This is a genomic window from Methylomicrobium agile (assembly GCF_000733855.1).
Taxonomy (GTDB): Bacteria; Pseudomonadota; Gammaproteobacteria; order Methylococcales; family Methylomonadaceae; genus Methylomicrobium; species Methylomicrobium agile.
Map to the genome: position 1 here is coordinate 1,454,096 of NZ_JPOJ01000001.1, position 16,317 is coordinate 1,470,412.

The following is a 16,317-nucleotide window of genomic DNA, read 5'->3' on the forward strand; positions in this document are numbered from 1 at the left end:
TATTGATTTCGGATAATTGAGCGGCCCCGCCTTAAAGTTATCCGCTAATATTAGCATTAAATATAAGGTTTATGCCTCACACTCGCGGAATGCCGGAACGTTAAAGCCTCCAAAAAGGATTTCGGACACTCTCTCCTGCGCACAATCCGATTTTATTCGGCCTGATCGGGAACGGGTCTTCTTCCGCGTTTGCCGGGTTTATTTTCCGATGCAAAAACTGGAGAAAATTTTCCCAAGCAAATCATCGGACGTAACCTGTCCGGTGATTTCGCCCAGCGCATTTTGCGCCTGTCTGAGATCTTCGGCGACCAGTTCGCCGGCACGGTTGTTTTGCAGTTGGAAGAGCGCGCTTTCGATCAAGACACGGCCTTGGTCGAGCGCTTCGAGATGGCGCCGGCGGGCGATGAAGACGTGTTCGGCGCTGTCGTTGAAGCCGACGCTTTGCTTGAGGTGGCGGGTCAGGAAATCCATGCCCTCGCCAGTTTTGATCGACAGATAAATTTGCGTGCCGTCTGTCGTTTCGATCGTTTCCGGCGCACGGCCGAGCAGGTCGATCTTGTTGTAAACTTCGGTGATCGGGATGCTGTCCGGCAAAGTTCGACGGATCGCTTCGGCGTCAGGTTCGCGCGCATCGATCAGCAGCAGGATCAGATCGGCTTTGCGGATTTCTTCAAACGCCCTGCGGATCCCTTCCCGTTCGACCGCGTTGTTGCTCTCGCGAAGTCCTGCGGTGTCGATGATGTGCAGCGGCATGCCGTCGAGCTGGATTCTTTCGCGCAGCACGTCCCGTGTCGTGCCGGCAATGTCGGTCACGATCGCGGCCTCATGCCCGGCCAATGCGTTCAGCAGGCTCGATTTGCCGGCATTCGGTTTGCCGGCCAGCACGACGGTCATGCCGTCGCGAAGCAGGCGGCCTTGTTTGGCGGTTTGCCGGATTTGTTCGATCCGGACAAGCAATGCGGCGATACGGTTTTCGACGATCCCGTCGCTGAGAAAGTCGATTTCTTCCTCGACGAAATCGATTGCGGCTTCGACGTAGGTCCGGAGATAGGTCAGTTCTTCGACCAGTTCGTTGATCAGCCGGGAGAAGGCGCCCTGCATCGACATCTGCGCGGAGCGCGCCGATTGCTCGGTGCCGCTTTCGATCAGGTCGGCGACGGCTTCGGCCTGGGCGAGGTCGAGCTTGCCGTTCAAAAACGCGCGTTCGGTGAATTCGCCGGGGTTAGCGAGTCTCGCGCCAACCGACAGCACACGGCGCAGCATCATGTCGAGCACGATCGCACCGCCGTGTCCTTGCAGTTCGAGCACGTCTTCGCCGGTATAGGAAGCAGGTCCCGGAAAATACAAGGCAATGCCCGTATCGATCACGCTACGGTCGGCATCGAGGAAAGGCGTGTATTGCGCCAGTCTCGGCGGCAGGGGTTTGGTGAGGAGTTGTTCGGCAATCCGGGGAACAAGACTGCCGGAAATTCTGACGATACCGACACCGCCGTTGCCGGGCGGTGTCGCGATGGCCGCAATGGTATCTTTAAACTCGATCAGCACTTAGGTGGAGGTAGCAAGTCCTGCTTTTTCGATCTGCTTGGTGATGTACGTCTGCTGGAAGATCGACAAGGTGTTGTTGACCACCCAGTACAGCACCAGACCGGACGGGAAGAACAGGAAGAAGATCGTGAAGATGATCGGGAACATCTTGATGACCTTCGCCTGGACCGGATCGACCGGAGCCGGGTTCAAGCCCTGCTGAATCTTCATCGTGACGCCCATAATTAAAGGCAGGATGTAGAAAGGATCCTGCACCGACAAATCCTGCAGCCAGAGCGTGAACGGCGTCTGGCGGAATTCGACCGTCTCGCCGAGCACCCAGTACAGGCACATGAATACCGGAATCTGCAGCAAGAGCGGCAAGCAGCCGCCGAGCGGGTTGACCTGCTCCTTCTTGTAGAGCGCCATCATTTCCTGATTCAGCCGCATCCGGTCGTCCGCGAAACGCTCCTGCAATTCTTTCAGGCGCGGCTGCACCTTGCGCAGTTTGGCCATCGAGCGGAAACTGGCCTGGGTGAGCGGGAACATCAGCAGTTTGATGCAGAGGGTCACGCCGATGATCGCGAGGCCCCAGTTGTGAGTGAAGCTGTGAATCCAGTTCAACAAGGCGTAAATCGGTTTGCCGATAAAAGTCAGTACGCTGTAATCGACGGTCAGTTCCAGTCCTTTGGCGACTTTTTCCATCATCGGCTGAATCTTCGGACCTGCAAACAGACTCGAAGTCAGCGTTGCCGAACCGTTCGCCGACACGGTGACTATCGGCGAATACGAACCGATCACGTAACGGTCGTCTTCCTGCAGCCATTTGGTGTAAAGATGATTTTCCTGATCGGCCGGCGGAATCCACGCGGAGGCGAAATAGTGCTGAATGAAAGCGGTCCATCCCCCCTTCGTACTGGTATTGAGCACCTCCTCCTGCATGTCGTCGAAATCGATCTTCTGATATTTTCCTTTTTCGGTGTAGATCACGCCGCCGTTATAGGCGCGCATGCCGCCGGCCAGCGCACTGCCCTTGTTTTCTTTCGGCGGCGTTCTGAGCAATTGGCTGTACTGTCTGCCACTCCAGGGCGCTGCGGAAGCGTTGTCGATCTTTTGTCCGAGCTTGATCTCGTAGCTGCCGCGGGTAAACGTGAATTCTTTGGTCACCTTCAGGCCGCTGGCGTCGGTCCAGGTCAACGGCACCGTCAGGCTGCTCTGCCCTTCCGGCAGCGTATAGCTGTCCTGGCTGCTGCTGAAGACGGTATGATGCGTAGGCGCCGAGACGGAACCTTGACTTGAGATCAAACCGCTTTGCGCAATGAAGTATTTGTCCTTGGCGGCATTGAAGAGGCGAACCGGAGTGCGGTTGACTTGCTCCGGCTCCATGCCGACCAGGCGGCGCAGCGCGTCGACATACGTGTTGTTTTGTTCGACCGGATAAACAAGCAGATCCAAATTCTGGATCGTGCCGCCCGCGAGGTCGATTTCAAGCGCCAGCACATCGGTTTTGACTTTGACGGTTTGGGAGGCGGATATAGCCTCAGCGGCAACGTTAGCCTGTGCCGCAGCGGACGCGTCCGCCGGCGCCGCCTCGCCGTTCGCGGTCGGCAGGTCTTCTTTGATATTTGTCGCGGCACTCTCTACCGCTGTCGGCGCAGGCGTCTTCGGACCGTAATCGATCTGCCATTGCTGGTACAGCATGAAAAGCAGCAGGCCAAAGCTGAAGATGAGAAGAAATCTTATATTATCCATTCTTATAATTACCGAGTTTTTCCGGAACGGGATCGCTCCCGCCTTCGTGGAAAGGGTGGCATTTCAATAGTCTGCGCAGGGTGAGGTAGGAGCCAGCCATGAAACCGTGGAGCCGAAGCGCTTCGATGGCATAAGTAGAACAGCTTGGATAAAACCGGCAGTGGTTTCCAAGCAAGGGACTTATGAAATATTTATAAAACTTGATAACCGCTATGAGCACGAAGCGCATCGGGATACCAGCCTTGACCAATGCTTTTCCAGGGAACGACTTAACGCTTCCCGGGGCGCGTCGATAGCTTCCCTGCGCGCCAGAACCACGATATCCATATTGCCCAAACTATGCTGCCGTATTCTGAAATTTTCCCTGACAGCCCGTTTGATCACGTTCCGGTGCACCGCCTTTTTGATTTGCTTTTTGGCGATTGCCAAACCCAGCCGCGGATGATCGAGATCATTCCTGATGGCCAATAAGGTAAAGTATTGATCGCCGGATTTTACCGGTTTGGCAAAAACTTTTTTGTAATCGTCCGGCTTGTTCAGACGCAACGCAGAAGGAAAACTTAAACTGTTCTCAGTCACCCGATTGCCGACTATACTGTCAATTTGGCGCGGCCTTTCGCTCTGCGCGCACTCAATACTTTGCGGCCGCCGACGGTCGCCATTCTGGCGCGAAAACCGTGGGTTCTGGCGCGTTTCAATTTGCTGGGTTGGTATGTTCTTTTCATGAATGTAGCCCGATCGAAATAATTTTAAGAAATACAGATAAAAAAGCCTTAGGATGATAGAATATTCCGGCTATCCTGTCAATTCCGCCGCGCTTTGTTTTGATTGTACAAACAAAATGACAGATTGCCGTTTTGATTGTTTCACTACCTTAAATTTATCAAGATTACCCTCATGAGTTCGATTTGGAGTAATTGCCTCGCCAAGCTTGAAAACGAAATTTCCAGCTCCGATTTCAGCACCTGGATTCGCCCGTTACAAGCCGTAGAAACCGAAGGACGTATCCGGCTGTTGGCTCCGAACCGCTTCGTACTGGACTGGGTAAAGGAACATCATTTCGCGAAAATCGAAGAAACGATTCATCAGTTTGCAGACGGCGCGCTGGTACTCGATCTCGAAATCGGTTCGAAAAAACCGGAGGCGCCGGCCGCCCTCAAAGTCACACAACAGACCGAAACCAAAAAACAGCAGCCCAACTTTCTGAACAAGGCGTTCACCTTCGACAATTTCGTCGAAGGCAAATCGAACCAGCTGGCGCGCGCCGCCTCGACCCAGGTCGCCGAGAATATCGGCAAAGCCTACAATCCGCTGTTGATCTACGGTAGCTCCGGTTTGGGCAAAACGCACTTGATGCATGCGATCGGCAATGCGGTGTTGCAAAAAAACCCGACTGCCTCGATCGTTTATTTGCATTCGGAAAAATTCGTGCAGGACATGGTCAAGGCGCTGCAGCAAAACCAGATCAACAGCTTCAAGGAATATTACCGCGGCCTTGACGTGCTGCTGATCGACGACATTCAGTTTTTTGCCGGCAAGGAGCGCTCGCAGGAAGAATTTTTTCATACTTTTAATACGCTGCTCGAAAAGAAGCACCAGGTCGTCTTGACCTGCGACAAATACCCGAAGGAAATCGACGGCCTCGAAGACCGCCTGAAATCGCGTTTCGGCTGGGGACTGCCGGTTTCGATCGAGCCACCCGACATGGAAACGCGCGCCGCCATTCTGATGAAAAAAGCCGATATGGCCCATGTCGAACTGCCGCAGGAGGTCGCGTTCTTCATCGCGAAACGGATTCCGTCCAATGTGCGCGACCTGGAAGGCGCACTGCGGCGGGTGATCGCGAACGCGCAATTCACCGGCCAGAAAATCACGGTCGAGTTTACCAAGGAAGCGCTGCACGACCTGATCTCGCTGCAGGACAAACTGGTCAATATCGACAATATCCAGAAAACGGTCGCCGAATATTACAAAATCAGGATTGCCGATTTGTCTTCCAAAAACCGGCGCCAGTCGATCACCCGGCCTCGGCAAATTGCAATGAGCCTTGCGCGCGAGCTGACTTCGCACAGTCTGCCCGAAATCGGCGACGCTTTCGGCGGACGCGACCATACGACCGTGATCAATGCCTGCAAACGAATCAACGAATTGAAAGAATCGGACGTGAAGGTCGCCGAGGATTACGCAAATCTGTTGCGCTCCCTGTCGCATTGATCCGGACAGTCAGCACGGGCTCTACCCCTTGCGGATTTTTAACTTTGCCTTTTATTGAACAAAACCCACGCTCGCCTATGAAATTCAGCATCAATCGAGACACCCTCCTGCCCCCTTTGCAGCAAATCGTCAGCGTGATCGAAAAGAAGCAAACAATGCAGATTCTTTCGAACATACTGATGGTAATCGAAGCGGACACGCTGACGATGACCGGCACCGACCTGGAGATCCAGATCGTTTCCCGCCTGTCCGTGATCGGTGCGCAGCCTGGCACGGCTACCCTGCCCGCACGCAAATTTCTCGACATTTGCCGGCTATTGCCGCCGAATACTGAAATTCGGATCGAACAGCAAGGCGACATGGTCAAACTGGCGACGCCGCGTAGCCGTTTTTCGCTGTCCTGCCTGCCCGCGGAAAATTATCCCGAATTTGCCGAATCACAGATGGAGAACTGTTTCACGATCAGTTCGGGCAAGCTAAAAAAAGCACTCGACAAGACCATGTTCTGCATGGCCAACCAGGACGTACGCTACTATCTGAACGGCCTGCTGCTGCACATCTCGAACAATGCGCTGAAACTGGTCGCTTCGGACGGCCACCGCCTTTCGATCTACGAAGACGAACTGGAAACGCCGACCGGCCTCGAAGCACGAATCATCGTGCCGCGGAAAGGCGTCCAGGAATTGTCGCGGCTGCTCGATGACGGCGATGAACCCTTGCAGGTCAGCTTTTCGAGCAACCACATCCGGATCGAAGTCCACAACGCGGTATTCTCGGCAAAGCTGGTCGATTCCAAATATCCCGATTTCGGCAAAGTTTTCCAGCAAAGCTTCCTCGACCCGATTGCGATCCCGAAACCGCTGCTCCGCGAAGCCCTGACCCGGGTCGCGATTCTCGCGAATGAAAAATTCCGCGGCGTAACCTTTCATTTTGCTGCGGACCTTTTGCGGATCAACGCGCACAACCCAGAACACGAAGAAGCCGAAGAAGAACTGACGATCGATTACGGCAAGGGCGAGTTCAGCATTTCGTTCAATGCACAATACATGCTCGATGCGGTTTCAAATCTCGAAGGAGATACCGCGGAATTGACGATTGCTTCGAACCTGAGCAGTTGTTTCATCAATGAACCCGGCCAGCAGGTTTACAAATTCATCGTGATGCCGATGCGCTTATGATACGGATCTGATGACTGTTTCAAGACTGGATATCGCTTCGGTCAGAAATATCCAACACGCCACACTCCATCCTGCTCCGACGCTCAATTTCATCTATGGCGCCAATGCCTCCGGCAAAAGCGCCTTGCTGGAAGCCATTTTCCTACTCGGCCGCGCCAGATCGTTCCGCTCTTCCTCGATTAAGCCCGTCATCCGTTTTTCGCACGATCACCTCTTGGTTACCGGGCAAACCGTGTTTTCCGGCGGCGCGCACCAGCACCTTGGCGTCAGGCTTGACGCCAAGTCATGCGAAATACGGATCAATCAACACACGATGCCGAACCGGTCGAGCCTTGCCTATGCCCTCCCGTTGCAGTTGATCTATCCGAAAAGTTACGAATTGCTGGACAGCGGACCGCAGGAGCGCCGCGAATTTCTCGACTGGGGCGTTTTTCATCACGATCCGGCTTTTTTACCGGCTTGGCGCAACTATAAAAAAGCTCTTGCGCAACGCAATGCCTTACTGAAAAACCGCCAGCCGGAATACCTGCAAGTATGGAACCAGGAATTATCGGATTACGGTACAATAGTCACTCATTGCCGGCGCCGCTATCTGGAGGCGTTTATCCCCGTTTTTCAGGACATCGCCGGTTACATGTTGGAGCTGCCGGCGATAGCCTTGTCTTTATCGTCCGGGTGGGATGCTACCGAATCCTTGTTACAAGCTTTGGATGCCGATACCGAAAAGGATTTGCGTTACGGCTTCACGCAAAGCGGCCCGCACCGTGCCGACTTATTGGTCACCCTTGATCGCCTGCCCGCCAGGGATATCGTCTCCCGCGGCCAGTTGAAGTTATTGGTGATCAGCCTGAAGCTCGCCCAGGTACAGCTATTGAATTTACATGAAGAAGATACTGCGTGCATCCTCTTCGACGATTTCGCTGCCGAGCTCGACATGGCAAATCGCGCGAAAGTGCTGCGCTATTTGGACGTCATGCACTCCCAAGTTTTCATAACCGCCACCTCGCCCACCGATTTTGGCGATTTATCCAATATTCATAACTACAAAATGTTCCATGTGGAACATGGCCATATCAATCCGGTGGATTGTTCCACGTGAAACAAAAGCAAAAACAGCAGGTACATAAATGAGTCAAGAAAACGATCATCAGGCAACCATCAAGGATCAATACGACAGTTCCAGTATTCAGGTATTGAAAGGACTCGATGCGGTCAGGAAACGCCCCGGCATGTACATCGGCGACACTGACGACGGCACGGGCCTGCATCATATGGTTTTCGAAGTCGTCGACAATTCGATCGACGAAGCGTTGGCCGGCTATTGCAAGGAAGTGCATGTGATCATCCATAACGACGGCTTCGTCTCGGTGAAGGACGACGGCCGCGGCATCCCGGTCGACATCCATGAAGAAGAAGGACGCTCGGCCGCCGAAGTGATCATGACCGTATTGCACGCCGGCGGCAAATTCGACGATAACGCCTACAAAGTTTCGGGCGGCCTGCACGGGGTCGGCGTATCGGTCGTGAATGCACTGTCGGAAGAGTTGTACCTCGAAGTCCGCAAAAACGGTAAACTGCACAAACAAAAATACGTAATGGGCGAGCCGGTCGCACCGCTCGAAGCGGTTGGCCCCGCCGAAGGCTCCGGCACCATGATCAAGTTCAAACCGAGCACACAAACTTTTTCCGATATCGAATTCCATTACGACATTCTCGCCAAACGCCTGCGCGAACTGTCATTCCTGAATTCCGGCGTCCGGATCATTCTGGAAGACGAACGCACCGATAAGCAGGACATCTTTGAATTCGAAGGCGGCATCTCGGCCTTCGTCGAGCATCTGAACAAGAATAAAACCCCGCTATTCCCGGAAGTCTTCCATTTCCTGACCGAAAAGGACGGTGTGGCGGTCGAGATCGCAATGCAATGGAACGATTCTTATCAGGAAAACGTATTCTGCTACACCAACAATATCCCGCAGCGCGACGGCGGCAGCCATCTGGCCGGATTCCGCAGTGCCCTGACCCGTACGATCAACCAGTACATCGAAACCAGCGGACTTGCGAAGAAAGAAAAGGTGGCGACCACCGGCGACGACGCGCGCGAAGGCTTGACGGCGGTATTATCGGTCAAAGTGCCGGACCCGAAGTTCTCCTCGCAAACGAAAGACAAGCTGGTCTCGTCCGAAGTCAAACCGATCGTCGAATCGGCGATGAACGAGAAATTGCAGGAATTTCTGCTCGAAAACCCGCAAATCGCAAAAACGATCGCGATGAAGATCGTCGATGCGGCGCGCGCGCGCGAAGCGGCGCGGAAAGCCCGCGAAATGACTCGCCGCAAAACCACGCTCGACATCGCGGGACTCCCCGGCAAACTGGCCGACTGCCAGGAAAAAGACCCAGCCCTGTCCGAACTGTTCCTCGTCGAAGGAGATTCCGCGGGCGGCTCCGCCAAACAGGGCCGCGACCGCCGCACCCAGGCGATTCTGCCGCTGAAAGGCAAGATTTTGAACGTGGAAAAGGCACGCTTCGACAAGATGATTTCATCGGAAGAAGTCGGCACCCTGATCACCGCGCTCGGCTGCGGCATCGGCAAGGAAGAATACAACCTGGACAAGCTGCGCTACCACCGGATCATCATCATGACCGACGCGGACGTGGACGGCTCGCACATCCGCACCCTGCTGCTGACCTTTTTCTACCGGCAATTACCCGAAATCATCGAAAAAGGCTATATCTATATCGCCCAGCCGCCGCTGTATAAAGTCAAAAAAGGCAAGCAGGAACATTACGTGAAGGACGACTCGGCGCTGAACGAATACCTGATCCAACAGGCGCTGGACAAGGCCCAGCTGTTCGCCAGCGAAGGCGCTCCGCCGATTCAAGGCCAGGGACTCGAAAAACTGGCGCGCGAATTCACCGAAGTCACGCGCACGATCGACCGTCTTGCCAGACGCTACGACAGCGGTTTTCTGGAACAGCTGATGCTGGTGGAAGTGGCCGACGAGCGGCTGCTCAAAAACAAGGAGGCTTTGAACGCCTGGCTGGCGAAAGTGCAAGGCAAGCTTTCCGCTTCGGACGACAAAACCCTCTACACAATCGAATTGAATTACCGGCACGAACAGGATTTCACGATTACGGTCGACAAGCGCCAGCATGGCAACAACAAGCAATTCGTCGTGCCGGCCAGTTTTTTCAACGGCAAGGATTACCAAAAAATCGCGTACTATGCGGAATTGACCACCGGCATGTTCGGCGCCACGTCCTATATGCAGATCGGCGAAAAACAGCAGCCGGTCGCGAACTTCAAGGAAGCGTTCGACTGGATGATGCGCGAAATCAAGAAAGGCCAGCACATCCAGCGCTACAAAGGCCTCGGCGAAATGAACCCGGAACAGCTCTGGGAAACCACGCTTGATGCGAACAACCGCCGCCTGCTGCAGGTGAAGATCGAAGATGCGATTGCGTCCGACGAAATATTTACCACACTGATGGGCGATGTGGTCGAGCCGCGCCGGGATTTCATCGTGAAGAATGCGCTGGATGTGGCGAATCTTGACGTTTAAGCTGTCGGATGATGTCGGATGACACTATTAATGAAAAAAATGACAAGTTAGTGAAAAAATAATGACATAGATAATGAAAAAATCCGGCTATTCCAGTTATCGCTAAATTTCCAGTAGAGCCTAAGAGCCCTGTTCATAATCTTTGAATTGCGCAAAAATAAATAGGGATGAGAAAAAAGTATCCCAGTGACATCAGTCGAGAACAATTTGAACACATCAGGCCCTTACTGGAAGGCGTGCGAAAGCGAACCAAGCCGCGGACGGTGGATTTATACGAAGTCTTTTGCGGGATACTGTATTTATTGAAAAGCGGTTGCCAGTGGCGGATGCTGCCGAGTGATTTTCCCAAATGGCGAACCGTGTATGCCTATTTTGAAAAATGGCGAGAGCCTGCCCAAGACGGCATCAGCGTTTTGGAGCAGGCTTTAAAAAAATCAGGTTGGCGAGGTCCGATGCAAACAGGGGCGGAACGCCTCGACGCGCTTCATCATCGTCGACGCGCAGAGCGTGAAGAACACTGATAGTGCAGAACTCAAAGGCTATGATGCCGGCAAAAAGGTATCCGGCATCAAGCGCCATATTGCCGTGGACATGCTCGGGTTACCTCATGCGATCGAGGTCACCACGGCCGATGTCACAGACCGAGCGGGAGCATTAAAGGCTATTGCACGTTGCACCGCTAATCTGACGCAGGTCACCAGCGTCTTGGTGGATGGCGGCTATTCGGGCCAACCCTTTGCGACCGCCGTTCAGGAACAGTTGGGGGCAACGGTGCAAGTGGCTAAGCGCAATGAATTGCATACCTTTGAGGTGATTCCACAACGCTGGATCGTCGAACGATCTTTCGCATGGCTGGAAAAATGCCGACGGCTATGGAAAAACTGCGAGCGTAAGCTGAATACCAGTCTTCAGTTCGTTCATTTGGCTTTCTTGGCGCTTTTGCTTAAGAGATCGTGAACAGGTTCTAAGATCAGAGCTATGACAAGTCTATTTCCAGATACGCCTGAAACTCGAGACAGACAATATGAATACCATCATGCCCAGATTCTTTAGTTCTCTACTCGAAGAAATTCCCAAAGAAGTTACACAGCTTGCATCCGAACTTCATTACCAACGTAACCAAAGCATCACGATTGAAGTTTTAACTCCCGTTTCCTTTTCACCCAAGCAAATCGATGAGCTTTATGGCATCGAAGACAATGAATTGAGATTCACTTCAATAGAAGCGAGAAATCACTGTACCGCCGTGCATAGTTTCCGCAAATTCGAGGACTCCGAATTACCGCTGAATGCACGAACAATGTTTGATGAAGCACAACAATTATGGATTCATGAAACTGAGCATAATGATTCTACCGACGGACGCTTCTTGGGACTGATGTCTGAAAAGCTGAATTTTCTAAATGCCGGGATCGAAGTAATCACTAGTCCGGATGGCCGCAATGTTTTTGATGTTTTGAGAGGTATCGGCAATGCGCTGCCGTATATCGCTAATATGAACGTAGTGGATATAATCGAATTAGCGGCGGTGCAGCACATAAAAACCTCAGGCGATTTGCTCGCAGGTATGTTTTACAATCAACTAAGCGACTATTTGCCAGCACATCCCCATCTTGCCAGAGAGCTATATGTACTTGTCCGAGAAGACATGTCAGTAGCAAATACAAATTTGTATGGCGCGGCTTTGAGCGGCTTAGTAGCCGCAGGACAAGCTCGTGAAGCCATTGAACTTGCAGTGTTGGATACCGACTCTGTTTGCAATGAGCTATTGGCAGGTGCTTTGTGGATACTGGGGCGCTTGAGTCATCACTGGGAAAAGGAACCCGATTTGAAAAACCGTGTTCAAGAAATTCTAAAGGCAATGGGACATCATTCGAATTCCAATATCAGTTTGCAAGCTTGGCGGGCGCTATCAAATGCTGCTGTATCGCAACAGGAGTTGGTTGCAGAGCTGTTGTTACATGCGCAACCCGATAACCAAGCAGCGTTGCAGGTGCTAGGTAACTTCGTTTTTATGAATCTCAAAATCCTAAAAGACCATCCAAATCTGGCAGATATGCTGTACGCATTGACAGATTTGGATGCCGGACTCGCGAATGATTTTGACTCTTCGCTTTCAATGTTGATCGAAACGGGTATCTACGATCAACTGGTATATGACTGTTTAACAGCTTGGATACTTAAACATTACAATGCCAAAACTTCGGATGAAAAATTGAGTTCATGTTTTTCCCGGAGTTTGAGCAAATTGGCAAATAAGCCCCTGTTATATGAATTGATTACGCGCTGGCTGATTTCTGATGAACGAGTTTTAGGGGCAGCTTATTCTGAACTGATTGGTTACTTATGGGTGCATGGAATCAAGCATCCGGTTTTTGCTAAAGATGTTCTCGATACTTTAGATGCCGCTGACTTCAAATACCTTGTACGGCGGTTAATAGGCTGGACTTTTTATGAGGAAGCTTTGTTTTCTCTGACCTTTTCATTGTTAGAGGCCAATGAGGCTCAGCAGCAAACTTTCGGATGGGTACACGCGTTATTGGTTAACGAAGTGGGACGAAATTATTCTCATGCCACATTGGAAACTATTCAAGAGAAATTGGAGGGCGCTACGCCCGAAGTAAAAGAATTATTAAAGTCCGCCCATGCAGAACTACTTGCTTACACTGAGGCAATCAACCAGTTGGCCATTAGACACGAACTACGCCCCCCAATCCCCGAACGCATTAGACATTCCGTCACATTGAAAAAAGAAAGGGAAATGCGAGAGGCGAGGGATAAAGCAGACGAACAATCGATATTCCAACAAATCTGCATAAGAATTCAGCTAAAAGCAGGGACAGGGAGTTTTTCCATCTATGGCGATGAGGTTGGCCCCATCAACCGCCTAGGCTCCCATTCCTATTCAATTACGTTGCCAGCTCAATACGTTATTGATCCCCTCAACGATGAAATTACAAAATTAGAGCTCAGGCTTGCTAAGCGAGGTGATGAATGAAACTGGTGATCGCTGAATACCTACGTACACTCAAGGAGCGGGATGAGCTGGATCGTTTGCTGCCTGACCTGCTGGTGGAAATGGGTTACGTTACAGTTGCTCGTCCACAGACAGGCAATCGGCAATACGGGGTGGATATTGCAGCCAGGGGTAAGAATCCAGAAACAGGAATTGATGAATTATTGCTTTTGGTTGTCAAACAAGGAGACATTGGACGTCCTGAATGGGATGGAAACAGCCAAGCCGTTTACCAAAGCATCAATGATATTTTTCATGTTTATTTGAAATCACACCTTGAACCGCAAGACCAAAGCCGTAGTATTCGCATCGTTGTTGCAACCAGCGGAGAATTAAAACAAACTGTGCAACCCAGTTGGAGTGGTTTTGTCACTGACAACCAAGCCAAAGCAATTATTGAATTCTGGGGCGCGGATGCCATCGCTACCCTGATCGAAAAACACCTCTTAGATGAACACATTTTTCATGACGAAGATCGGCGCGATTTACGCCGTGCGTTAGCCCTATCAGGCGATAGCGAGTATGACAGACGAGATTTGCATCGTTTGTTTATGAGAACCTTGGATTTGAATAACAAGGGACAGCTGATTGACAAGCCCAAGACCGGCAAAGCTTTGTTGAAAGCCTTGCGGATCGTCAATCTGTCAGCCCAAGCGTTCGCACACTGGACGCTAGGTGATGATGGCGACACCCGGCAAGGCCTCTTGGCCGTGGAACGTGCCATGTTGTGGTCGTGGCATCGAATTCAACTCGCTGATGAAAAAAACAGAAAGGACGCTATTGCCGAGCCGTTCAACATGATCTGGTGGGGGTATTATCGTTTTGCATCGCAATACTTCGCACGGATTCAGCCACATTGCTTCGTAGAAAACAGTTTGACTCGGTATACCTCTAATGGCGTGGAATCCTCCCTGATCGCCTTCGAGCAAATCGGTATTTTGGCAAGTATTGCTTTGTTTCTAGGTTTTCATCCGATAGCCACAGAGGAAGAAAAAAATTATTGGTCTTGCAATGCTAATGTGGTTGCCGATGCTTTGGAGGCATGGTTACAAAATAACGGGGTCAGCACTTCACCCTGCCTAGATCGGCATAGCCAAGATATTACTTTGGCTATGTTTGCATTAATTGGCATGGGCCGAGCGGAAGCTGCCAAAAAATGGTTGCGAAAATTGTTTCGGAACGTAGATTACGCCTACAAAGCGAAAAAATTTGTACCTATTGCCACAGACTCTTTGGATGACATGGTAGAGGAAGGCGGCTGGCTAGGAGGGCAGGCATCAGACCGCATGCTGGAAATGTCTTGGATGCTGGCGACTATCGCCGGTTGGAGCGTCATTCTTGGTATGGACGAACTTTATGAGATGTTGGCGAAAAATGCCAAAGACGATTACCCCAACGTTTGCATCCAACTCTGGCATCCTGAAAAAGACCTGTATCAACACCTTTATTTTCGGCAAGCTCACTTTAAGTCAGGCGTAGCAGAAGCGCCAATACAACTACCTCCTTTAGCAGAAGATTATCGAAAGCAAATGGACATAATAAGGCAATCGGAATTTGGAAAAGTCATTCTTGAATCGCCCGCGACTAAGGCGGGACTTATAGCGCTTGACCTCATTGCGCATCGGCACTTTTCAACGCCTGTTGCGCCAGTATTTTGGTATTCTTTGATGGGCACTTCTATTTGAAAAGCAATCCACAGTGATTCCAAAATAAAGCCTCACCCATCACTTACAAAACTAGAAAAACAACGCTCCTCGTGATGACTAATAAAACATGGAATCTGACCTTCCCAGCTTTGGCATATTAATCAAGCTCTATTCATAAATGACTGCTTTATGAAATTGACCAGCCATTAACCGGGTAATTGTGATCGTCTGTGCCTGGCCGATCTGCGCTACTGGCGGGTTTCGGTTGAAATGCTTGGTGGTTTTGAAATCGGAATTCGCAATTGCGTTATAAAACCAAGACAATTTCAGCGTGCCGGTGTCGCGAACTCCGCTTGTCTCCAAACCTCTAGGTCTCTGGCCTATAAGGCCTGCTTTGCATATTCATCAGGTCAATATCGTGCGCCACTTCCAAGACAGCTTCAGGGTACCAATCTCTCGAATCCAAAAAAAATTTTAATTAAATTTTCGTGATGGCCGAGCGCTATCGCCATTTTGTAAGAAATTCATTTCATATACGGCTGCTCATGATTGATTTATAAGTAAGTTTGCCGGCCATCAGACAAGATTTTTCTGGAAAATCTTTCGTAAAAATAGAAAACCCCCTGACCAATATGCCTAATTTTGAAGTACCAAAATATCTAATTCCGTACTACCAAATTGCATATATTAGACTGATTTATAAAGGATTTATCTTTTTAAGGCTGTTGCTTACTTGTCGGATTTTTATTATTCTTGGGTTAAGACTATTTCTTATTTAGTTAAAGCATGAGCCCATTTTCCCAAAGCTTAATTTCGCTTCGTTCACGCTATGGCATACGCCAGGGCGAACTTGCCGAAATGGTTGGGTATGAACAAAGTTATATTTCCGCGCTGGAGGTTGGCCTCAAGGGGCCGCCCACAATAGAGCTTGTAGAACGTATATGCGACGGGTTGTCGCTTTCGCCCGAAGAACGACAAAAGTTGCATGAGGCGCGGGATGCGTCTCAACGCAAATTCACAATCGACTTGGATGCCAGGGAAGACCTGTACTGGATGTTAAAGGACTTAAGGGAATATCTATCGGAACTGTCGGAAGCGCAAGTTCGTGTGATTCGCGAAATTGTACGTTTTCGCGATCCGCAAAAACCGCAAATTATCAGATCAATGCGTAGAACAAAACGTCACAAAGTCGAGGAGGCTGCCATGTAAAGTAAAGCGAGACAAACCTTGCGGCTTGCCCCGCTTTGGAAAGCATCGTAACGATACCCTCGATTAGCGTCCTCAGTATCGCTACAACCTCTCCCAGCGTCAAGCCATTTTCATCTTAGAGCCGGTTTACAACACGTTCATTTAACCGTGTTCAGGTCTTTTTTTGCCTAAAAATCGGTATGTCATATACAGCAGCTGGAGATGTAGGGTTGAGC

The 16,317-nt window shown here is 50.9% G+C and carries 13 protein-coding genes; 8 read left to right on the top strand and 5 right to left on the bottom strand.

Annotated elements, in window-relative coordinates:
- Window positions 1-198 precede the first annotated feature (198 nt).
- From mnmE to rpmH, 5 genes are read right to left on the bottom strand one after another with little or no spacing between them, the layout of a single operon-like run.
- A complete protein-coding gene (gene mnmE, locus CC94_RS0106985) occupies window positions 199-1,545 on the bottom strand; it encodes a tRNA uridine-5-carboxymethylaminomethyl(34) synthesis GTPase MnmE (protein ID WP_031430333.1) in 1,347 nt (448 codons plus the stop codon).
- A complete protein-coding gene (gene yidC / locus CC94_RS0106990; RefSeq protein WP_031430334.1) occupies window positions 1,546-3,276 on the bottom strand; it encodes a membrane protein insertase YidC in 1,731 nt (576 codons plus the stop codon).
- Window positions 3,269-3,505, bottom strand: a complete 237-nt coding sequence (gene yidD, locus CC94_RS22920) for a membrane protein insertion efficiency factor YidD (protein ID WP_005368360.1) — start codon at window positions 3,503-3,505, stop codon at window positions 3,269-3,271. The genes yidC and yidD overlap by 8 nt, the downstream gene beginning before the upstream one ends.
- Window positions 3,487-3,855, bottom strand: a complete 369-nt coding sequence (rnpA, locus tag CC94_RS0106995; RefSeq protein WP_005368361.1) for a ribonuclease P protein component — start codon at window positions 3,853-3,855, stop codon at window positions 3,487-3,489. The genes yidD and rnpA overlap by 19 nt, the downstream gene beginning before the upstream one ends.
- Window positions 3,856-3,866: 11 nt before the next feature.
- Entirely contained in the window at window positions 3,867-4,001 is a 135-nt protein-coding gene (rpmH, locus tag CC94_RS22925; protein ID WP_005368362.1) for a 50S ribosomal protein L34, read from the bottom strand.
- A 172-nt stretch (window positions 4,002-4,173) separates the two neighbouring features.
- Here rpmH and dnaA point away from each other — a divergent pair, with 172 nt between their 5' ends.
- From dnaA to CC94_RS0107045, 8 genes are all read left to right on the top strand, one after another.
- Entirely contained in the window at window positions 4,174-5,490 is a 1,317-nt protein-coding gene (dnaA, locus tag CC94_RS0107005) for a chromosomal replication initiator protein DnaA (protein WP_031430335.1), read from the top strand.
- Window positions 5,491-5,567: 77 nt separating this feature from the next.
- A complete protein-coding gene (gene dnaN, locus CC94_RS0107010; RefSeq protein WP_005368364.1) occupies window positions 5,568-6,668 on the top strand; it encodes a DNA polymerase III subunit beta in 1,101 nt (366 codons plus the stop codon).
- 10 nt (window positions 6,669-6,678) lie between these two features.
- Window positions 6,679-7,767: a DNA replication/repair protein RecF gene (gene recF, locus CC94_RS0107015; protein WP_005368365.1), complete on the top strand. Its 1,089-nt coding sequence runs from the start codon at window positions 6,679-6,681 to the stop codon at window positions 7,765-7,767.
- 28 nt (window positions 7,768-7,795) lie between these two features.
- Window positions 7,796-10,231, top strand: a complete 2,436-nt coding sequence (gene gyrB / locus CC94_RS0107020; protein WP_005368366.1) for a DNA topoisomerase (ATP-hydrolyzing) subunit B — start codon at window positions 7,796-7,798, stop codon at window positions 10,229-10,231.
- Between the two features lie 167 nt (window positions 10,232-10,398).
- A protein-coding gene (locus tag CC94_RS22930) for an IS5 family transposase (protein WP_005368367.1) occupies window positions 10,399-11,188 on the top strand; the annotation gives its coding sequence in 2 pieces (ribosomal slippage) (window positions 10,399-10,661 and window positions 10,660-11,188; 792 coding nt in all).
- A gap of 67 nt (window positions 11,189-11,255) precedes the next feature.
- Complete coding sequence (locus CC94_RS0107030; protein WP_031430337.1) at window positions 11,256-13,229, top strand: hypothetical protein; 1,974 nt, start codon at window positions 11,256-11,258, stop codon at window positions 13,227-13,229.
- On the top strand, window positions 13,226-14,932 hold the full coding sequence (locus CC94_RS22190; protein ID WP_005368371.1) for a hypothetical protein: 1,707 nt from the start codon (window positions 13,226-13,228) through the stop codon (window positions 14,930-14,932). The genes CC94_RS0107030 and CC94_RS22190 overlap by 4 nt, the downstream gene beginning before the upstream one ends.
- Window positions 14,933-15,679: 747 nt before the next feature.
- The gene (locus tag CC94_RS0107045) at window positions 15,680-16,102 is read left to right on the top strand and encodes a helix-turn-helix domain-containing protein (RefSeq protein WP_031430339.1); all 423 of its coding nucleotides are present in this window, start codon (window positions 15,680-15,682) and stop codon (window positions 16,100-16,102) included.
- The last annotated feature ends 215 nt before the right edge of the window (window positions 16,103-16,317 follow it).

Coding starts and splice junctions, on each gene's coding strand:
- rpmH (WP_005368362.1), bottom strand. CDS start 4,001: ATGAAAAGAACATACCAACCCAGCAAATTGAAACGCGCCAGAACCCAC.
- yidD (WP_005368360.1), bottom strand. CDS start 3,505: ATGCGCTTCGTGCTCATAGCGGTTATCAAGTTTTATAAATATTTCATA.
- dnaN (WP_005368364.1), top strand. CDS start 5,568: ATGAAATTCAGCATCAATCGAGACACCCTCCTGCCCCCTTTGCAGCAA.
- CC94_RS0107045 (WP_031430339.1), top strand. CDS start 15,680: ATGAGCCCATTTTCCCAAAGCTTAATTTCGCTTCGTTCACGCTATGGC.
- yidC (WP_031430334.1), bottom strand. CDS start 3,276: ATGGATAATATAAGATTTCTTCTCATCTTCAGCTTTGGCCTGCTGCTT.
- dnaA (WP_031430335.1), top strand. CDS start 4,174: ATGAGTTCGATTTGGAGTAATTGCCTCGCCAAGCTTGAAAACGAAATT.
- CC94_RS22190 (WP_005368371.1), top strand. CDS start 13,226: ATGAAACTGGTGATCGCTGAATACCTACGTACACTCAAGGAGCGGGAT.
- recF (WP_005368365.1), top strand. CDS start 6,679: ATGACTGTTTCAAGACTGGATATCGCTTCGGTCAGAAATATCCAACAC.
- gyrB (WP_005368366.1), top strand. CDS start 7,796: ATGAGTCAAGAAAACGATCATCAGGCAACCATCAAGGATCAATACGAC.
- CC94_RS0107030 (WP_031430337.1), top strand. CDS start 11,256: ATGAATACCATCATGCCCAGATTCTTTAGTTCTCTACTCGAAGAAATT.